The organism is Roseateles sp. P4_D2, assembly GCF_056401875.1.
Map to the genome: position 1 here is coordinate 74,159 of NZ_JBFUIM010000004.1, position 17,094 is coordinate 91,252.

Annotated in this window: 15 protein-coding genes; 4 read left to right on the top strand and 11 right to left on the bottom strand. The window is 68.6% G+C overall.

The genetic code is table 11. The features are described from left to right. Positions 1–6: 6 nt before the first annotated feature. From AC1DW0_RS08440 to AC1DW0_RS08465, 6 genes are read right to left on the bottom strand one after another with little or no spacing between them, the layout of a single operon-like run. Positions 7–366 (bottom strand): bleomycin resistance protein, encoded by a 360-nt coding sequence (locus tag AC1DW0_RS08440; protein ID WP_477945381.1) that lies wholly within the window; start codon positions 364–366, stop codon positions 7–9. Continuing rightward, on the bottom strand, positions 363–1,814 hold the full coding sequence (hydA, locus tag AC1DW0_RS08445; protein WP_477945382.1) for a dihydropyrimidinase: 1,452 nt from the start codon (positions 1,812–1,814) through the stop codon (positions 363–365). The genes AC1DW0_RS08440 and hydA overlap by 4 nt, the downstream gene beginning before the upstream one ends. Continuing rightward, positions 1,811–3,280 (bottom strand): NCS1 family nucleobase:cation symporter-1, encoded by a 1,470-nt coding sequence (locus tag AC1DW0_RS08450; RefSeq protein WP_056192134.1) that lies wholly within the window; start codon positions 3,278–3,280, stop codon positions 1,811–1,813. Before AC1DW0_RS08450 ends, hydA begins: the two co-directional genes overlap by 4 nt. A gap of 18 nt (positions 3,281–3,298) precedes the next feature. Further along, positions 3,299–4,798 (bottom strand): CoA-acylating methylmalonate-semialdehyde dehydrogenase, encoded by a 1,500-nt coding sequence (locus tag AC1DW0_RS08455; protein WP_477945383.1) that lies wholly within the window; start codon positions 4,796–4,798, stop codon positions 3,299–3,301. Positions 4,799–4,808: 10 nt separating this feature from the next. Beyond that, complete coding sequence (preA, locus tag AC1DW0_RS08460) at positions 4,809–6,116, bottom strand: NAD-dependent dihydropyrimidine dehydrogenase subunit PreA (protein ID WP_477945384.1); 1,308 nt, start codon at positions 6,114–6,116, stop codon at positions 4,809–4,811. Beyond that, entirely contained in the window at positions 6,109–7,482 is a 1,374-nt protein-coding gene (locus AC1DW0_RS08465; protein ID WP_477945385.1) for an NAD(P)-dependent oxidoreductase, read from the bottom strand. The genes preA and AC1DW0_RS08465 overlap by 8 nt, the downstream gene beginning before the upstream one ends. A gap of 105 nt (positions 7,483–7,587) precedes the next feature. Here AC1DW0_RS08465 and AC1DW0_RS08470 point away from each other — a divergent pair, with 105 nt between their 5' ends. Next, positions 7,588–8,220 (top strand): TetR family transcriptional regulator C-terminal domain-containing protein, encoded by a 633-nt coding sequence (locus AC1DW0_RS08470; RefSeq protein WP_457320468.1) that lies wholly within the window; start codon positions 7,588–7,590, stop codon positions 8,218–8,220. Beyond that, positions 8,220–8,660, top strand: coding sequence for a nuclear transport factor 2 family protein (locus AC1DW0_RS08475; protein WP_477945386.1), 441 nt, complete (start codon positions 8,220–8,222; stop codon positions 8,658–8,660). The genes AC1DW0_RS08470 and AC1DW0_RS08475 overlap by 1 nt, the downstream gene beginning before the upstream one ends. Before the next feature lie 41 nt (positions 8,661–8,701). Here the strand turns inward: AC1DW0_RS08475 and AC1DW0_RS08480 are convergent, their stop codons facing one another. From AC1DW0_RS08480 to AC1DW0_RS08490, 3 genes are all read right to left on the bottom strand, one after another. Beyond that, positions 8,702–10,561 carry a sensor domain-containing diguanylate cyclase gene (locus AC1DW0_RS08480; protein ID WP_457350962.1) on the bottom strand — a complete coding sequence of 620 codons (1,860 nt, stop codon included), beginning with the start codon at positions 10,559–10,561 and terminating at the stop codon, positions 8,702–8,704. Positions 10,562–10,635: 74 nt separating this feature from the next. Beyond that, the gene (locus AC1DW0_RS08485) at positions 10,636–11,235 is read right to left on the bottom strand and encodes a hypothetical protein (protein ID WP_477945387.1); all 600 of its coding nucleotides are present in this window, start codon (positions 11,233–11,235) and stop codon (positions 10,636–10,638) included. Further along, positions 11,232–11,729 (bottom strand): RNA polymerase sigma factor, encoded by a 498-nt coding sequence (locus AC1DW0_RS08490; RefSeq protein WP_056192153.1) that lies wholly within the window; start codon positions 11,727–11,729, stop codon positions 11,232–11,234. Before AC1DW0_RS08490 ends, AC1DW0_RS08485 begins: the two co-directional genes overlap by 4 nt. A 78-nt stretch (positions 11,730–11,807) precedes the next feature. Between AC1DW0_RS08490 and AC1DW0_RS08495 the strand changes: the two genes are divergently transcribed. Continuing rightward, positions 11,808–13,100 (top strand): S8 family serine peptidase, encoded by a 1,293-nt coding sequence (locus tag AC1DW0_RS08495; RefSeq protein WP_477945388.1) that lies wholly within the window; start codon positions 11,808–11,810, stop codon positions 13,098–13,100. A gap of 109 nt (positions 13,101–13,209) precedes the next feature. Then, positions 13,210–14,019: a hypothetical protein gene (locus AC1DW0_RS08500; protein WP_477945389.1), complete on the top strand. Its 810-nt coding sequence runs from the start codon at positions 13,210–13,212 to the stop codon at positions 14,017–14,019. Positions 14,020–14,071: 52 nt separating this feature from the next. Here the strand turns inward: AC1DW0_RS08500 and AC1DW0_RS08505 are convergent, their stop codons facing one another. Both AC1DW0_RS08505 and AC1DW0_RS08510 read right to left on the bottom strand, forming a co-directional pair. Beyond that, entirely contained in the window at positions 14,072–14,860 is a 789-nt protein-coding gene (locus tag AC1DW0_RS08505; RefSeq protein WP_477945390.1) for an ABC transporter permease, read from the bottom strand. Next, the gene (locus tag AC1DW0_RS08510; protein WP_477945391.1) at positions 14,857–16,950 is read right to left on the bottom strand and encodes an ATP-binding cassette domain-containing protein; all 2,094 of its coding nucleotides are present in this window, start codon (positions 16,948–16,950) and stop codon (positions 14,857–14,859) included. Before AC1DW0_RS08510 ends, AC1DW0_RS08505 begins: the two co-directional genes overlap by 4 nt. Between the last annotated feature and the right edge of the window lie 144 nt (positions 16,951–17,094).

Consider the following 17,094-nt stretch of genomic DNA (forward strand, 5'->3'; position numbering starts at 1 on the left):
GAATCCTTAGAGCTTCGTGCCGAAGCGCAGCTTGTTGTGGTCGGGGTCGACGAGCAGGAACTCGCGTACGCCCCAGGGCATGTCTTCGATGGCCTTGACGGGCTTCACGCCCTTGGCAATGAAGGCGGCGTAGATGGCGTCAGCGTCGGGCACCCAGAAGTACACGGCGCCACCGGGCTGGCAGTCGCCCGCGTGGCCAGTCAGGAAGATCGTCTGGCCTTCACGGGTGATTTGCAGGAACAGCGGCAGGCCGGGCTCGAACTGGTGCTGCCAGTCGATGCTGAAACCGAGCTGGTCAATGTAGAAAGCTTGCGCTCGCGCCGCATCCGTCATGCGCAGCTGCGGGATGACGGTCTGCGTGCTCATCGCGCGACGGCAGTGGGCGCGAGGTCGTGGGCGCGCTTGGCGGCCGCATCGAACTGCGGGCCGAACGGCGGGCGCTTCAGATAGCGGCCCTTGCCTTGTTCCGCCCGCAGCTCGCCCCGAGCGAACACCACGCGGCCTTGCGCGATGGTGTGGCTCGGAATGCCGCGCACGGTGCGCCCCTCGAAGATGTTGAAGTCGTTCTTCGAGAACTGCGTCTTGGCGCTCAGCGTCTTGATGCCGGCCGGGTCCCACAGCACGAGATCGGCGTCCGATCCTTCGGCGATGACGCCCTTGCGCGGGTACATGTTGAACAGCTTGGCCGCGTTGGCGGAGGTGATGGCGACGAACTCGCTGGGGGTGAGGCGGCCCGAGTTGACGCCGGCATCCCACAACACGGCCATGCGCTCTTCCACGCCGCCGCAGCCGTTGGGGATCTTGGCGAAGTTGTCCTTGCCGGCGGCCTTCTGGCTGGCGCAGAAGGTGCAGTGGTCGGTCGCCGTCGTGTGCAACTGGCCCGACTGCAGGCCGCGCCACAGGAACTCCTGGTGGATCTTGGGGCGGAAGGGCGGGCTCATCACATAGGCGGCAGCCTTCTCGAACGACGGGTCGCGATAGACGCTGTCGTCGATGAGCAGATGGCCGGCCAGCACCTCGCCGTAGACCCGTTGGCCACGGGCACGCGCACGCGCAATCGCTTCGGCGCTTTCGATGCAGCTGACGTGCACGATGTAGATGGGCACGCCCAGCACGTCGGCAATCGCGATGGCGCGGTTGGCGGCCTCGCCTTCCACCATCGGCGGGCGCGACATCGGGTGGCCCTCGGGGCCGGTGATGCCCATCTTGGCGACCTCGGCCTGCAGCAGGTAGACGAGCTCGCCGTTCTCGGCGTGCACGGTCGGCATGGCGCCCAGTTCAAGCGCGCGCTTGAAGCTGTTCACCAGCGTCTCGTCGTCGCACATGATGGCGTTCTTGTAGGCCATGAAGTGCTTGAAGCTGTTCACGCCTTCCTCGCGCACGAGCGTGCCCATGTCGGCGTGGACCTGCTCGCTCCACCAAGTCACGGCGACGTGGAAGGCGTAGTCGGAAGCGCTCTTCTCGGCCCAGCCGCGCCATTGCTGGTAGGCGTCCATCAGCGGCTGCTGCGGGTTGGGGATGACGAAGTCGATGATGGACGTCGTGCCGCCCGCCAGGCCAGCGGCGGTGCCGGTGAAGAAGTCGTCCTGCGTCACCGTGCCCATGAAGGGCAGCTGCATATGCGTGTGCGGGTCGATGCCGCCGGGCAGCAGGTACTGGCCGGTGCCGTCCAGCGTCGTGGTGCCGGCCGTTGCTTCGCGCGCGGCGCGTTCGCCGATGGCGGCGATGCGGCCGTCGACGCACAGCACATCAGTGCGGGACTCGGCGTCGGCATTGACGACGACGGCGCCTCGGATCAAGAGAGAAGAAGTCATGTCGCGCGCCTTGTGAGCGTTTGGGGTTGGGTCTTGCCGGCCATCAGTGCGGCGTAGACCATGGCCGCCAGTGCTAGACCGGCGAACCAGGCATAGGTATAGACGGCCTTGAAGACCGCGCCGACCTCGGGGAATGCCGCCGGGAAAGCGGCATTCAGGAAGCCGGGGATGTTGGGCGCGACGCCGACGGCGAAGGCAATGACGGCGGCGATGTTCCAGCCGCCGCGGTAGCTGTAGCGGCCGCCTTCGCGGTAGAGCTCTTCCACCACCAGCTCGGTCTTGCGCAGCACGTAATAGTCAACGATGAGGATGCCCGCCACAGGCCCCAGCAGCGCCGAGTAGCCGATCAGCCAGGTGAAGATATAGCCCTGCGTGGACTCAAGGATCTTCCACGGCATCATGGCGATGGCGATGCCTGCAGTCAGCATGCCGCCGGTCTTGTAGCTGATGCGACCCGGCGCCAGCGCCGAGAAGTCGTAGGCCGGGCCGACGAGGTTGGCGGCGAGGTTGACGCTGACGGTATCGATCAGCAGCACCAGCAAGGCGATCAGCACCGCGGCACCGGTCATGCGGCTGGCCACGTCCACCGGGTCCCACAGCGCCTTGCCGTAGATGACGACGGTGGCCGAGGTCACGAATACGGCCAGCGCTGCCAGCAGGCCCATGGGAAGCGGCAGGCCGATGGCCTGGCCAATGAGCTGATCGCGCTGGGTCTTGGCGAAGCGGGTGAAGTCAGGGATGTTCAGCGCCAGCGTGGCCCAGAAGCCCACCATGGCGGTCAGCGACGGCCAGAACACGGCGGAGAACTGGCCCGCCTTCTTGCCGCCTTCAACAAACGCAGAGGGCTGGTCGAGGATGGGGCCGAAGCCACCGGCCTTGTCCCAGGCCCACCACAGCAGCACGAAGCAGATGACGATCTTGATCGGCGCCGTGTAGGTCTCGAGCTTGCGGATGGCCTCGATGCCGTGCACGACAAACCAGAACTGCAGGGCCCAGAACAGCAGGAAACAGCCCAGCTGCGCAGCGTTGATGCCCAGGCCCGGCAGCGGGTCGCCCGTGAGCGGGTGGCCGATCAGCACGCCGGCCAGCGTGTAGATCATCTGGCCGCCAAACCAGGTCTGGATGCCGTACCAGCCGCAGGCGACCAGCGCCCGCAGCAGCGCCGGCAGCCGCGCGCCCTGCGTGCCGAAGGAGGCCCGCGCCAGCACCGCATATGGGATGCCGTACTTGGCGCCGGCATGGCCGATCAGCAGCATGGGCACCAGCACGATGAGGTTGCCCAGGAAGACCGTGCCGACGGCCTGGCTCCAGCTCATGCCCGACTCGATGAGGCTGGCCGCCAGCGTGTACGCCGGGATGCACATGACCATGCCCACCCACAGCGCTGCAAAGTGGTACCAGCGCCAGGTCCGCTGGGCGGCCGTGGTCGGGACCAGGTCAGGATTGCTCAGCGTCGGATCGTTCATGGTCAGCTTCCGTCGAGTTCAGGTGTTCTGCGGGAAAGCAAATTGCGGGCCCTTGGGCAGGGAATCCGGCCAGCGCTGCATGACCGCCTTGTGCTTGGTATAGAAGCGCACCGCCTCGGGGCCATAGGCATGGTGGTCGCCGAACAGGCTGCGCTTCCAGCCGCCAAAGCTGTTGAAGGCCATGGGCACCGGCAGCGGCACGTTGACGCCCACCATGCCGACCTGGATGTGATGCACGAACTCGCGCGCCACGTGGCCGTCACGCGTGAAGATGGCGACGCCGTTGGCGTACTCGTTCGCTTCGATCAGCGCGATGGCGCCGGCCAGGTCCGGCACGCGCACGACGCACAGCACCGGGCCGAAAATCTCTTCGGTGTAGCAGCTCATGTCGGCCGACACGCCGTCCAGCAGCGTGCCACCGACGAAGAAGCCGTCCTCGAAGCCGGCTACACGGTGGCCACGGCCATCAACGACGGCCTTCGCACCGGCCGCCACGCCTTCGCCGATCAGCTTCTCCACGCGCTGCTGTGAAGCTCGCGTGATCAGCGGCCCCATCTCGATGCCGCTGCCATGGCCTTCACCGATCTTCAGCGCGGCCACCTTGGGTGCCAGCGCCGCCACCAGCGCATCGGCCGCATCGCCCACCGCCACGGCCACCGAGATCGCCATGCAGCGCTCGCCGGCCGAGCCATAGGCCGCACCCATCAGCGCGTCGACGGCCTGTTCGAGGTCGGCGTCGGGCATGACGACCATGTGGTTCTTCGCGCCGCCCAGGGCCTGCACGCGCTTGCCGTGGGCAGAGCCCACCTTGTAGATGTGCTCGGCCACGGGCGTGGAGCCGACGAAGCTGACTGCAGCGATGCCGGGGTGGGCCAGGATGGCGTCGACTATTGTTTTGTCGCCCTGCACGACGCTGAACACGCCGTCGGGCAGGCCGGCGTCCTTGAGCCATTGCGCCATCAAGAGCGACGCCGACGGATCGCGCTCGCTGGGCTTCAGGATGAAGGCATTGCCGCAGCCGATGGCCAGCGGGTACATCCACATGGGCACCATGGCGGGGAAGTTGAACGGCGTGATGCCGGCGACGACACCCAGCGGCTGGCGCACGCTCCAGGCGTCCAGGCCGCGCGCGATCTGCTCGGTGTACTCGCCTTTGAGCAGCTGCGGCATGGCCGTCGCGAACTCGATGTTCTCGATGCCACGGGCCACTTCGCCCAAGGCATCCGGCATGGTCTTGCCATGCTCGCGCACCAGCGCGGCGGCCAGTTCTTCGCGCTTGTCCTGCACGATGGACAGGAACTTGAACAGCACGCGGGAGCGCGCCAGCGCCGGCGTCTGGCCCCAGGCCTTGGCGGCCTTGGCAGCGGACGCGACCGCGGCGTCCAGGTCGGCCACGCTGCCCAGCAGCAGCTTGCCCTGCACCGCGCCGGTGGCGGGGTTGTAGATGTCCTGCTGGCGCTCGCCGCTGCCGCGCGTGATGGCGCCGCTGATCCAATGACCGACTTCGTAGGGACTCATCTCGATTCCTTCAAGTGCATCCGGCACTCATCGGGTTGTTCGGGTGCGTGGTCCAGTTCGCATAGCTGCCGTCGATGACGCGGCCCGTGCGCGCATCGGTCTCGCCCGGCTGCAGCGCGCGCATCGAGATGGTGCCAGGGACGGGGCAGATCGACACGCAGAGATTGCAACCGACGCATTCGGCATCGTTGACCTCGAAATGCCGCTGGCCGTCCTTCATCGCAAAGATGGCCTGGTGCGAGGTGTCCTCGCAGACCACGTGGCAGCGCCCGCACTTGATGCAGCTGTCCTGGTCGATGACGGCTTTCTCGACGTAATTCAGGTTGAGCTGGTTCCAGTTCTTCACGGTGGGCACCGCGCGGCCCTGGAAGTCGGCAATGCTCTTGTAGCCCTTCTCGTCCATGAACGTGTTCAGGCCCGAGCACATGTCCTGCACGATCTTGAAGCCGTAGACCATGGCGGCGGTGCAGACCTGCACCGTGCCGCAGCCCATGGCGATGAACTCGGCCGCGTCGCGCCAGGTGGTGATGCCGCCGATGCCGCTGATTGGCAGGCCGGCGGTTGCCGCGTCGCGGGCGATTTCGGCCACCATGTTCAGCGCGATCGGCTTCACAGCCTGGCCGCAGTAGCCGCCGTGCGAGCCCAGGCCGTCGGTGACCGGGCTCATGGTCATGCGGTCCAGGTCCACGCCCATGACCGAGTTGATGGTGTTGATGAGGCTGACCGCATCGGCGCCGCCCGCATGGGCTGCCCGCGCCGGGAATCGCACGTCGGTGATGTTAGGCGTCAGCTTGACGATGACGGGCATCTTCGTGTGCTTCTTGCACCACTCGGTGACCTGCTGGATGTACTCCGGCACCTGGCCGACGGCCGAGCCCATGCCACGCTCGCTCATGCCGTGGGGGCAGCCGAAGTTCAGCTCCACGCCGTCGGCGCCGGTGTCGGCCACGCGCTCCAGGATGGCCTTCCAGCTCGCCTCGTTGACCGGCACCATCAGCGACACGATCATGGCCCGGTCGGGGAAGTCTCGCTTCACGCGCCGGATCTCGTCGAGGTTGATCTGCAGCGGCCGGTCGGAGATCAGCTCGATGTTGTTGAAGCCGATGACGCGCCGGTCCTGGCTCCACAGCGTGGCGTAGCGCGGGCCGTTGACGTTGACGACCGGCGGGTCCTCGCCGAGCGTCTTCCAGACGACGCCGCCCCAGCCGGCCTCGAAGGCGCGGCGCACGTTGATCTCCTTGTCGGTCGGCGGTGCGGACGCGAGCCAGAAGGGGTTGGGGCTTTGGATGCCCAGGAAGTTGGTGCTCAGGTCAGCCATGGGAGGCCTCCGTATCGTGATGGCGGACGGCGCTCAGGCCCAGAGCGCGGTCGATGCTGATGGCGGCGCGCTTGCCGTGCTCGACGGCTTCGACAGTCAGGTCCCGGCCGCCGGCGCGGCAGTCACCGCCGGCCCAGACGCGGGCCAGGCTGGTCTGGCCGTCCGCATCGGTCTTGATGCGCCCGCCTTCCAGCTCGATGGCATTGCCCGCCGCTTCGGCCCGGTAGGTCTGGCCGATGGCGCGCAGCACCATGTCGGCCTCGATGAAGAACTGTTCGCCGGTGTCGACGAGCTTGCCGCCTTCCAGCTTCGTCGCCGCAAAGCGCATGCCTCGCAGCACGCCGCCCTGGCCTTCCACGCCGAGCGGCCGAGCCCAGCAGCGGATGGTCACGCCGTTCGTCTGCGCCCAGTGCTGCTCGTGGGTCGACGCCGACAGGCCGTCGGGCCCGCGGCGGTAGACCATGGTCACCTGCTCGGCACCCAGCAGCCGGCTCTGCACGGCCGCGTCCACGGCTGTCATGCCGCCGCCGATGACGACGACCTTGCGGCCCACTGTGACGATCTCGGGCGCGCTCTGGCGCAGCTCGGCGATGAAGTCGACGGCGTCGCGCAGGCCCGTGACCTGCGGTTCGGCAATGCCCAATGCATTGACGCCACCCAGGCCCAGCCCGAGGAAGACCGCGTCGTATTCAGCCAGCAGGCCGTCGAGTGTGACGTCACGGCCGAGTCGACAGTTCAACTTGGGCGTGATGCCGCCAATGCTCAGCAGCCAGTCGATCTCCTTCTGCGCGAAGCCGCCGGCCACCTTGTAGGTCGCCAGGCCGTATTCGTTCAGGCCACCGAGCTTGGAGTTGGCGTCGAACAGCACGACGTCATGACCGCGCCACGCCAGGCCGTGGGCCGCAGCCAGGCCGGCCGGCCCGGCGCCGACGACGGCAATGCGCCGGCCCGTCGGCATGCCGCGCTCGAACAGCGGCTTGGCGCCGGGGTTGGCGAAGTGACCCTCCACCGCATAGCGCTGCAGCATGCCGATCTCCACCGGCTTGCTCTCGTTGGTGTTGCGCACGCAGGCCTGCTCGCACAGCACCTCGGTCGGGCAGACGCGGGCGCACATGCCGCCCAGCGGGTTGGCCGTCAGGATGGCCTCGGCCGCGCCGCGCACGTTGTCCTGCGCCACGCGCTGGATGAAGCTGGGGATGTCGATGCCGGTCGGGCAGGCCGTCTGGCAGGGCGCGTCATAGCAGTAATAGCAGCGCTCCGCCTCGATCAGCGCCTGCGTCCGGTTCAGCGGCGGATGGGCGTCGGCAAAATTCTGCGCGTAGTCATCGGGCGTCAGGCGCCCGGATTTCAGATCGGCAAGGTCCACGGGAATCTCCGGGTGGAAAACACCCAAACATTACTACTCCGTAAAAATTGACCTAAGCGTAAAAACCCGCAGCTTCAGCTTGGTGCGCGCCGTCAGAATGCGGGCATGACCGTGACCGCTGCCGCGCGCACCCCGCGCGCCGCCACCCTGCGCAAGCAGGAGGCCATCCTCGCTGAAGCCGAACGCCAGTTCGCCCGATACGGATTCGAAGGTGTCAGCCTCGACAGCATCGCTGCCGTGCTCGATCTGTCGCGCCAGAACCTGCTCTATCACTGGCCCAGCAAGGAGGAGCTTTACCGCGCCGTGCTGGACAGCGTCATGGGCGAGTGGATGGCCAACATGAACGCCATCACCGAGGCCGACGAACCCGAAGCCGCCATCCACACCTATGTGTCGGCAAAACTACGATTCAGCCGTGAACGGCCCAGCGGCAACGCCGTTTTCACGCGCGAGATCATGGCTGGCGCGCCGCGCTACCAGGACGTGCTCAAGGCCCAGGTCATGCCGCTGCTGCATGCCGACGTGGCGCGTTTCGAGGGCTGGGCGGCCGAGGGCCGCATCCGGCGCGTCGATTTCACCCACCTGATGTTCCTGATCTGGTCGTCCACCCAGGCCTATGCCGACCTGGGGCCGCAGTTCGCTCTCTACATGGGCAAGCCAGCATTGGAAGAAGAGGACTTCGACCGTGCCCGCGAGCTGATCACGGGGCTGATCTGGCGCAGTCTGAAAGTGGCCTGATGAAGCGTCGCGGTCTCTTGATGGGGTTGATGCTGGCAGCCGGCCTGGCCCAGGCCGCCCCGCCGGCCGACCTGCTCGCGCTGCTCAAGGCCCAGTCGGACGCCTGGGACCAGGCCATCGTCCGCCGGGACCGCGCCGCCATCGAGGCCAACATGGCCGAGGATTTCCGCCAGATCGACGGCCGCGGCAATGTCGAAACCAAGGCCAGCTTTGTCGAAGGGCTGGTCTCGCCCGACCTTGTCATCGACCCTTACACCGTCGAGGACTTTGAGGTCCGCGTCTATGGCGACACGGCCCTGCTCAGCGGCCGCACGCGCATGACGGGCCGCTATCAGGGCCAGGCCTTCAAGAGCCATTACCGCTACATCGACATCTACGTGAAGCGCGGCGGCGCCTGGAAGATCGTCAGCGTGCAGATCAGCCGCATCCCCGAACCCTGACTGCTGACCAAGGGGCGCGGCAGTTGAGTTGAGCACGCGGCTCAAGCTGTCGGCCCGTCCTCGTCTTCATGCATGACCCAGCGGCCCTTGCCGGTGCGCTTGCCGGCCAGCATGGCCCGGTCGGCGCAGGTGATCAGGGTGTTGACGTCGCGCCCATGCCGCGGGTACATGGCCACGCCGATGCTGATCCCCACCCGGGCCTCGCCGCCGCCCGGCAGGGGGATGGGTGCCTCGAAGGCGGTCAGCAGCCGGTTCAGCGCATGCCTTTCGTCGTAGAGGCCGTTGAGCTGGTTGAGCACCAGCACGAACTCATCGCCGCCGATACGCGCCACCACGTCGTTGCCGCGCACGCTGGCGCTCAGGCGCTCGGCGGTGATGCGCAGCAGCGCGTCGCCGGCGTCATGGCCCTGGGCGTCATTGATGGCCTTGAAGCCGTCCAGGTCCAGATAGCAGACAGCCAGCCAGCGGTCGTTGCGTTCGGCGTCGCGCAGCAGGAAGGCCAGGCGCTCGAACAGCAGGTGCCGGTTGGGCAGGCCGGTCAGCATGTCGTGGAAGGCCAGGTGGCGGGCCTGCTCCTCGCTGTGCTTGATGGCCGTGATGTCCAGCATCAGCCACAACGACTCGCCGTCCGGCAGGGCTGTGCCGCTCAGGTCGATCCAGACCGGGCTGCCGTCCTTGCGCCGCATGCGCAGCTGGGTGCGGTAGCGGTGCGGTGCCTCCAGGCGCTGGGAGGCGCGGCCGATCTGGGCGTAGGACTCATCGTCGAGATAGAGCAACCGTGAGGGCTGGCCGCTCAGCTCGCCAGGCTCGTAGCCGAACAGCCGATCCAGGGCGGCGTTGTGCCAGACCTCGCTGCGGCCGCGCAGCCTGACCATCGCCACCAGCTCGTTGTCCAGCAGCGCGCCGCGCTCGGCGGCCAGCAGCTCGACGCGGCTGCGCTCCTGCACCTGCCGGGCCTGGGCGCGGTAGATGAAGACCGAGAACGCGACCAGCAGCGCCTCCAGCAGCAACAGCAGCGCGGCCAGCACGCCGACCTCCCGGCGCCAGCCGGCGTAGAAGTCCTCGGTGGCCAGGCCCGCCAGCATCAGCATCGGGTAGTCGGGCACGGTCTCGTAGGCGGTGGCGCGTTCCACGCCGTCCAGCGCCGTGCGTGTGACGAAGCTGCCCTGCTTCGGGTTCGCGGCCAGTGCCGCGCGCAGCTGTTCGGACACCCGGGTCGTGCCGGTGCCGGCCTCGGGGTTGGCATCCAGCGGTGAATACCGCGCGATCAGCTGCAGCGAGCTGGAGCGCAGCGTCACGGCCCCCTGGGCGCCGACGTTGGCACGCTTGAAGTCGTCACGGAAGCGCTCCGTCTTGATGCTGGCATAGACCACGCCCAAGAAGCGGCCATCCGCGGCGGTGCGGGCGCGTGCCAGGACCAGGCCCCAGCCGCCGATGATGCGCCCGCGCTGGGGCTCGGAAACGGCCGTGCGCGTCGGGTCGGCCTGCGCCGCGCGGAAATAGTCGCGGTCGGCCATGGACACGGCCGGCCTGTCGCCGGGGTTGAGCACCAGGCCGTTGGCGTCGGTCACGCGCAGCGCATCGATGGTGGGCACCAGGGCCCGCTGCTCCTCGGCAATGCGCGCGATCTCGCGAAGGTCCGCCCCTTTGGCCGGCAGCTCATCCAGCCGCTTCAGCAAGGACTGCAGGCTGTTGTCCACCAGCCTGAAGCCCGCGCTGACGTTCTGCCCCAGCGTGTGCGCCAGATTGGCCGCCGTCTGGCGCGCCTGCGCCTCATGGGTCTGCTGGCTGGCATAGGCGACCCGCAGCGCGACCAGGACAACCATCGCCAGGATGACGAGGTTGCCGAGGATCAGGTAGCGCTTGAAGCGCAGCAGGCTTGCAGAGATTCGCCAGGGCATGCGAAGGCAAAGCTAGGGGTTGGTATGTGGTTTGCCCTCCCCGGCTGCCCCATGCTAGCCCAGCCGCGGTGCTTTCAGTGCCAGCCGGCGTCGCGCGCGGTGCGCTCCTGCTCGGCGTTGAGGGCTTCGCCGGCGATGAGCCCGTCCATCGCACCCAGCACGGCGGGTGGCAGGGCGGTGGCGGCCTGGCGCATGCCGGTGCCGGGCGTGGGCGCCACGGCCGCGACCTGCTGCAGGGCCCAGGCGCCGTCGCCGTCGCGGCAGGCCAGGCCGGCCGAGGCGGTGGTCGTGAAGCTGCGGCAGTAGCGGCCGTCCCTGGCCTTGAAGCTGACCTGCACGGCCACTGCGCCGCCTGGTGCGCTGGCGAGCTGGCGGTCCAGCGCCTGGGCGATGGCGCCGGTGGCGACAAGGCGGTTCTCGTCGGTCGCGCCGGGTGGCGTCAGGCGGGTGCCGATCAGCGTGCCCAGCAGCAGTGTCGCGGCCATGCCGCCCCAGGCGGCCCAACTGGACATGGCACGCCGCTGGGCGCGCACGGCGCCGAGATCCACGACCTGGGCGGCAGGTTCGGCCAGCAGGGCCTTGAGCCGCTCCGGCACAGGCTCCTTCAGCACGCCGTCAAAGGCGGCGGCCAGGCGGCGGCGCTCGGCTTTCAGTTGATCCTCGTTCATGTTCATGGCCACTCTCCCAGCAGTTCCTGCAGCGCCTCGCGGGCGCGGGCGACGCGGCTCGTCACAGTGCCGACCGGCACGCCCAGCGTCTCGGCGGTTTCCTGATAGCTCAGGCCTTCAACCAGCACCAGGCCGACCACCGTGCGGTGCTCCTCGCTGAGTCTGGCCACGGCCTTGCGCACGAGGATGGCGTCGAGCTGAGAACCCGAAGCGCCGTCATCGCCCACGTGCTCGCCTTCCTCCTCGGGCAGGAAAGTCTGGCCGCGCCGTTCACGGGCCCTCAGTTCATCGATCCACGCGTTCTGCATGATGCGAAACATCCAGCTGTCCAGACGCGTTCCAGGCGTCCACTGGTCGGTGCGGTTCAGCGCCTTCTCGATGGCGACCTGCACAAGGTCGTCGGCGTCTTCGCGGGAGTGGGCCAGCGTGCGGCCGAAACGGCGCAGCCGCGGCAGCAGGGCAGCAATTTCCTGGCGAAGTTCGGAAAGGTTCTCGGGCATCGATACAGGGACAACGGACGAGGCATGGATTTTGTTCCCTCCCTCGCTCGTTATCCTCACAAAAGCTGTTGCGACGCCATGAAACCTCTTCTCGCTCTGACCCTCGCCGCCCTGGCCGTGCCGGCCCAGGCCCAACTGCGCCTGCCGCAACTGCCGGGCGTGTCGCGCCTGCCCGGTGTGGTGGACCGTGTCGTGGACCGCGTCGTGCAACCCCTGCCCGAGCTGCTGTCGTCGACCACGCAGCTGGTGGACCTGCGCGCGACGACGGTGCGCGACCTGCTGCAGCGCCATTCGGACGTCGTCGAGGCCGACCCGCGCGGCGAGCTGATGCGCCGCCGCGAACTCGTGCTGCTCTCGCCCAGCGATGCCGCCTTGGCCGCAGCGGCGGCCCTGGGCCTCATCAAGCTGCGCGAGGAGGCCTGGCCCGAGCTGGAACTTCGCGAGGTCGTGCTGAGTGTGCCCGCGAGCCTGGGCACGGCCGAGGCGCTGGACAAGCTGCGCGCCGCCCAGCCCGATCTGCAGGCCGACTTCAACCATCTGTATTCGCGCAGCGGGGAGCTCGTGCCCGGTGCTGCTGTCGCCCCGGCCAGACCGCGCGGCCCGGTGCGGGTGGGCCTCATCGATGGTGGCGTGGACCGCCGTCACACCGCCCTGCGCCATGCGGCCGGCGGCAGCTTCGGCTGCGCTGGCAGCGTGGTGGCGAGCGAACATGGCACGGCCATCGCCTCCCTGCTCGTCGGCCGCGACCGCGGCTTTGCGGGCGCTTCACCCAAGGCCGAGCTGTTTGCTGCCGACGTGTACTGCGACAAGCCCGACGGCGGCTCGGCCGAGGAGGTCGTGCGCGCCCTGGCCTGGATGGCGCGCGAGCGCGTCGCCGTCATCAACCTGAGCCTGGTCGGCCCACCGAACCGGCTGCTGGAGCAGGGCGTCGCGGCCCTGGTCAAGCGCGGGCATCTGCTCGTCGCGGCGGTCGGCAACGACGGCCCGGCCGCGCCGCCGCTGTTCCCGGCTTCCTATGCCGGCGTCATCGGCGTGACCGGCGTCAACCCATCGCGCCGCGTGCTGCCCGAGGCGGCGCAGGGGCCACAGGTGCTGCTGACGGCGCCGGGCGCCGATGTCGCCGTGGCCCGCAGTGGCGGCGGCTATGGCATCGCGCGCGGCACCTCGTTTGCGGCACCGCTGGTGGCGGGCCTGCTTGCTGCGGAACTGCGCGAGCCCGACCCGGCCGCCGCTGCGGCAGTGCTGGAGCGCCTGGCCGCTGCCGCCATCGATCTGGGCGCGCCCGGCCGCGATCCGGTCTATGGCCGTGGCCTCGTCGCCGAAGACCTGCGCGTGGTACCCGAGCAGCTGCAAGCACGCCAGGCACGCTGAAACAGACACTTGCATCTCGATCGGGAAGGAAGTCTCGGCAGCGGTCGTTGTACTCAGTGAAAGGGCCGGAATGGCTGGCTCTTCCGCAACAACCACCCGGAGATCCATCATGTTTGCAACTCGTCGCACCCAAGTTCTTCGCACCACGCTGAGCACCGTGTTGACCATTTCGGCCGTCGCAGCCGGCCTGCTCGCTTCCAACGCCCACGCCGGCCTGCTCGGCGGTGGCGGTGGCGGCCTCACCGGTGGCTTGACCGGCGGTGTGAATGGCGCGCTGTCGCCCCGCCAGCTCGATGTCGGTGGCCGCGCGAACGGCAATGCCAGCGGCTCGGCGGACGGTTCCCTCGTCAAGGGCACGCTGGACAAGACCAAGGGCGCCGTCGGCGGCGTCAAGGACACGGCGACGGCCAAGGTCGGCGAGGTGAAGTCCACCGCGACCGACAAGGTGGGTGAGCTGAAGACCGCCGGCGAAGGCGCCAAGGACTCGCTGGGCAATGCTGCCGGCAGCGCCTCGGGCAGCGCCGATGGCAGCATCAGCGGCGCGTTGAATGGCACGGCCAACGGCGTCAGTGGCAATCTGGCGGGCCAAGGCAGCGGCATGCTGAACGGTACGCTGAGCCGTGGCGATACGCCGGCCGCGACGACGCCCGCCAACCCGGCCACGCCGACGGCCACGACACCCGCCATGCCGGCAACTCCGGCCACGCCCACGGCCTCCACCGCGCCCGCCGCCACCTCGCCGCTGACGCTGGGGGGTGCCGCCGCGGGCAGCGCCAGCAAGAAGGAAGTCAGCGGCAATGCCAGCGGCCAGGCCACCGGCCGCCAGACCCAGGCTGCGGGCGGCGCCTCGGCCAAGGCCTCGCGCACCGACAAGTCGGTGGCCGTGGACGGCGCGGCCAATGGCTCGGTCAAGCGCTGATCGACATCGGGGCTGAAGAGCAAGGGCGGCCTGCGGGCCGCCCTTGTGTTTGTCAGCCGCGCCGCTTCAGGCGGTACAGCGCAATCCCGGAGCAAAGCACCGTGAACCCGAACAGCATGGCGAAGGCCATCTCCGGTGCGATCCAGCGGAACTTCTCCACCCCGCCCGCGGCGAAGACGAGCTGGTTGAGGTGGAACTGCGGCCAGAACGGCGCCTGGAAGTACATGGACTTGGGCAGCGGGAAGAACACGCCCGACAGGTAGAGCCCCGGCAGGTAGAGCAGGTGGGCGTAGGCCGGCGCGGCCGAACCGCTGGCCAGCGCGCCGACCATCAGACCCAGGGCGCAAAAAGGGATGGCACCGGTGATGACCACGACGCTCATGGCCGCGAGTTGGCCGGCGCTCAAGCCAGCCTGGCCGCTGACGGCGGTGACGACGAGGATGGGCAGGTAGGCGATCACGCCGGTCACGACGCCAGCGACGATCTTGGCCGTCAGCCAGGCGCCGGGCGGCGCGGGCTGGGCGCGCTTGAGGGTCAGCAGGCCCAGCTCTCGTTCCATGGCGATGGACGGGCAGGTGGCGAACACCGCGGCCATGGTCACGGCCATCAGCGAGAAGCCGGCGAACATGAAGCGGGCGGCGTCCGGGTCCTTGGCCGTCATCTCGCCGGCCACCGCGAAGGCGAACAGCAGGTACAGGGCCACCGGCAGCACGAACATCGGCAGCGCAAAGGCCGGCGCGCGCAGCAGGCGGATGAGTTCGAGGCGGATCTCGGCCGTGTAGGGCGATGTGGTGCGGTGGGCCGGCGCGAAAGCCGGGGTGGGGCGGGTCAAGGTGGTCATGCGGCCTCCCGGGTCAGTTCGTTGAAAGCGTCATTGAGCCCGGCCTGCTTCACTTCCAGGCGCGAGAGCTGCGGGTCGGCCGCGAGCAGGCGGCGCACCACCGCTTCGGCATCCGTGGCGACGATGGCGAGCTGGTCGTGGTCACAACTCACGTCCACCACGCCCGGCCACCGGCGCACGTCGCCCGGCACCAGCGAGGTCTCGCAGCGGATGTGGCGGCGAGATACGAGCGCGCGCATCTCAGCCACGCTGCCCGAGGCGATGACGCGGCCCTTGCCGAGCACGGCCACGCGGGTCGCCAGTGCTTCCGCCTCTTCCAGATAGTGCGTCGTCAGCAGGATGGAGCAGCCCTCGCGCAGCAGTGCACGGATGTTGGCCCACATCAGCTCGCGGGCCTGGATGTCGAGACCGACGGTGGGCTCGTCCAGGAACAGCACCCGAGGGCGCCCGCAGACGGCGATGGCGAACTGCACCTGGCGCTTCTGGCCGCCGGAGAGCTTGCCGTAGGGCCGATTGGCCAGCGCCGTGATGCCGGCGCGCTCCAGCGCGTCCTTCACGCTCAGCGGGTGCTGGTAGTAGCTGGCCGACAGCGCGACCAGCTCATGCACCTTGAGGTCCTTGGGCAACTCAACGTCCTGCATCATGACGCCCAGCCCCTGGCGCCGCGCAATCTCCTGCGGCGAGCCGCCGAGCAGGCGCACGATGCCGGCGTCGGCGTCGTGCAGGCCCAGCCACAGCGAGATGGCCGTGGACTTGCCGGCGCCGTTGGGGCCGAGCAGTGCGAGCAGCTCGCCGCGCCTGAGCTGCAGGTCGACGCTGCTGAGCGCCTCCAGCTTGCCGTAGCGCTTGGACACGCCGCACAGCGAGGCGACGACGTCATCGGTCGTCGCTTCTTCGGTGGAGACGGCAACGGCGCGACGGGGATAAGCCTTGCCGTTGAGGACCTTGCCGATGACCGTCGAGCGCACCAGCCCCTGGTAGCTCAGCAGCAGCACGGCGAGGCTGCTCAGCAGGACGAGCGGGTACTTCACGCCCCAGTGCAGCGGCCAGTCGCCCACCCAGACCTGCAGAGCGCAGACCAGCGGCAGGTGGACGAGGTAGATCCAGTAGGACGCATCGGCCACGTAGCGCAGGGCCGGGCTGTGGCCGGACAGGAAACGCAGCGCGAGGCCCGTGATGGCGAAGGTCCACGACCAGGTCGATGCAACGAAGGACAGCGCGAAGATCAGCTTCGGCGTATCGGGCATGCCGAATGGCGGCTGGGTTCTCAGGATGTAGAGGCAGACGGCCGAGGACGCGATGGCCAGCGCCAGATGCGGCAGCCAGCGTGCGCTCAGCGTCGCCAGCGCATCTGGCGCGCGATGCACCAGCCAGCCGAACATGAAGGCCGTGCCGAAGCCGACCGTGGCGGGCAGTTGCGGGATCAACGACTGGTCCGGTGTGGGGATGCCGACCGCGGGCATCCACATCTGCAGGGACAGCAGGCAGCCCGCGAGTGGCAGGCCCAGCAGCAACGCACCGGCCGGCCAGCGCAGCGCAGCGGTCGTGACGCCGTCCAGCCAGCCGCGCAGCACCTGGCCTCGGTCCAGCGCCGCGACGATGCTGCGCACCAGCAAGGCGCCGGCATACAGCCACAGCAGCTGGTAGAGGAACCACAGGTGGAACAGCGGCAGCGCGCCAAAGGTCCTGGGCATTTCCGGAGCGGCCGGCGGCGCGCCGTTGAACACCTTCTGCATGCCCACTCCCCACACGAAGATGATGGCGACGAACACCAGTGGCCAGCCGACGACCAGCGGCACGGCGATGCGCTTGCCGCGGTTGAGCCAGAAGCCCGCGGTGCCCAGCTTCTGGTGCTGCAGCCGCGCGAAGTAGCCGGCGATGAAGAAGAACAGCGTCATGCGGAAGCTGTGCGCGACGAAGGCCGCGTCGCCCAGGAAGGCACTGGGCGAGTTGTCGCTCATGGCCCATAGCCCCTTGGGGATGCCGGGGATGAAGGACATGCTGGCGTGGAAGGCCACGCCCAGCAAAAGGGCAAAGCTCCGCACTGCGTCGAGGGCGTGCAGCCTCTCGCCGTTGGGTTGTGAAGTCATGGTGTTTCCCTAGGAGGTGTGGATCGACCCCGCGCGGCCGAGCAGGCCGTCGCGGCGTCGCCAATCAAGGCGCAAAGCGGAGCCGTAGCCCGTGCTACGGCGAGCATTTGCAACGCCGAGTGGCGGCGTTGCGGTGGGATGAGC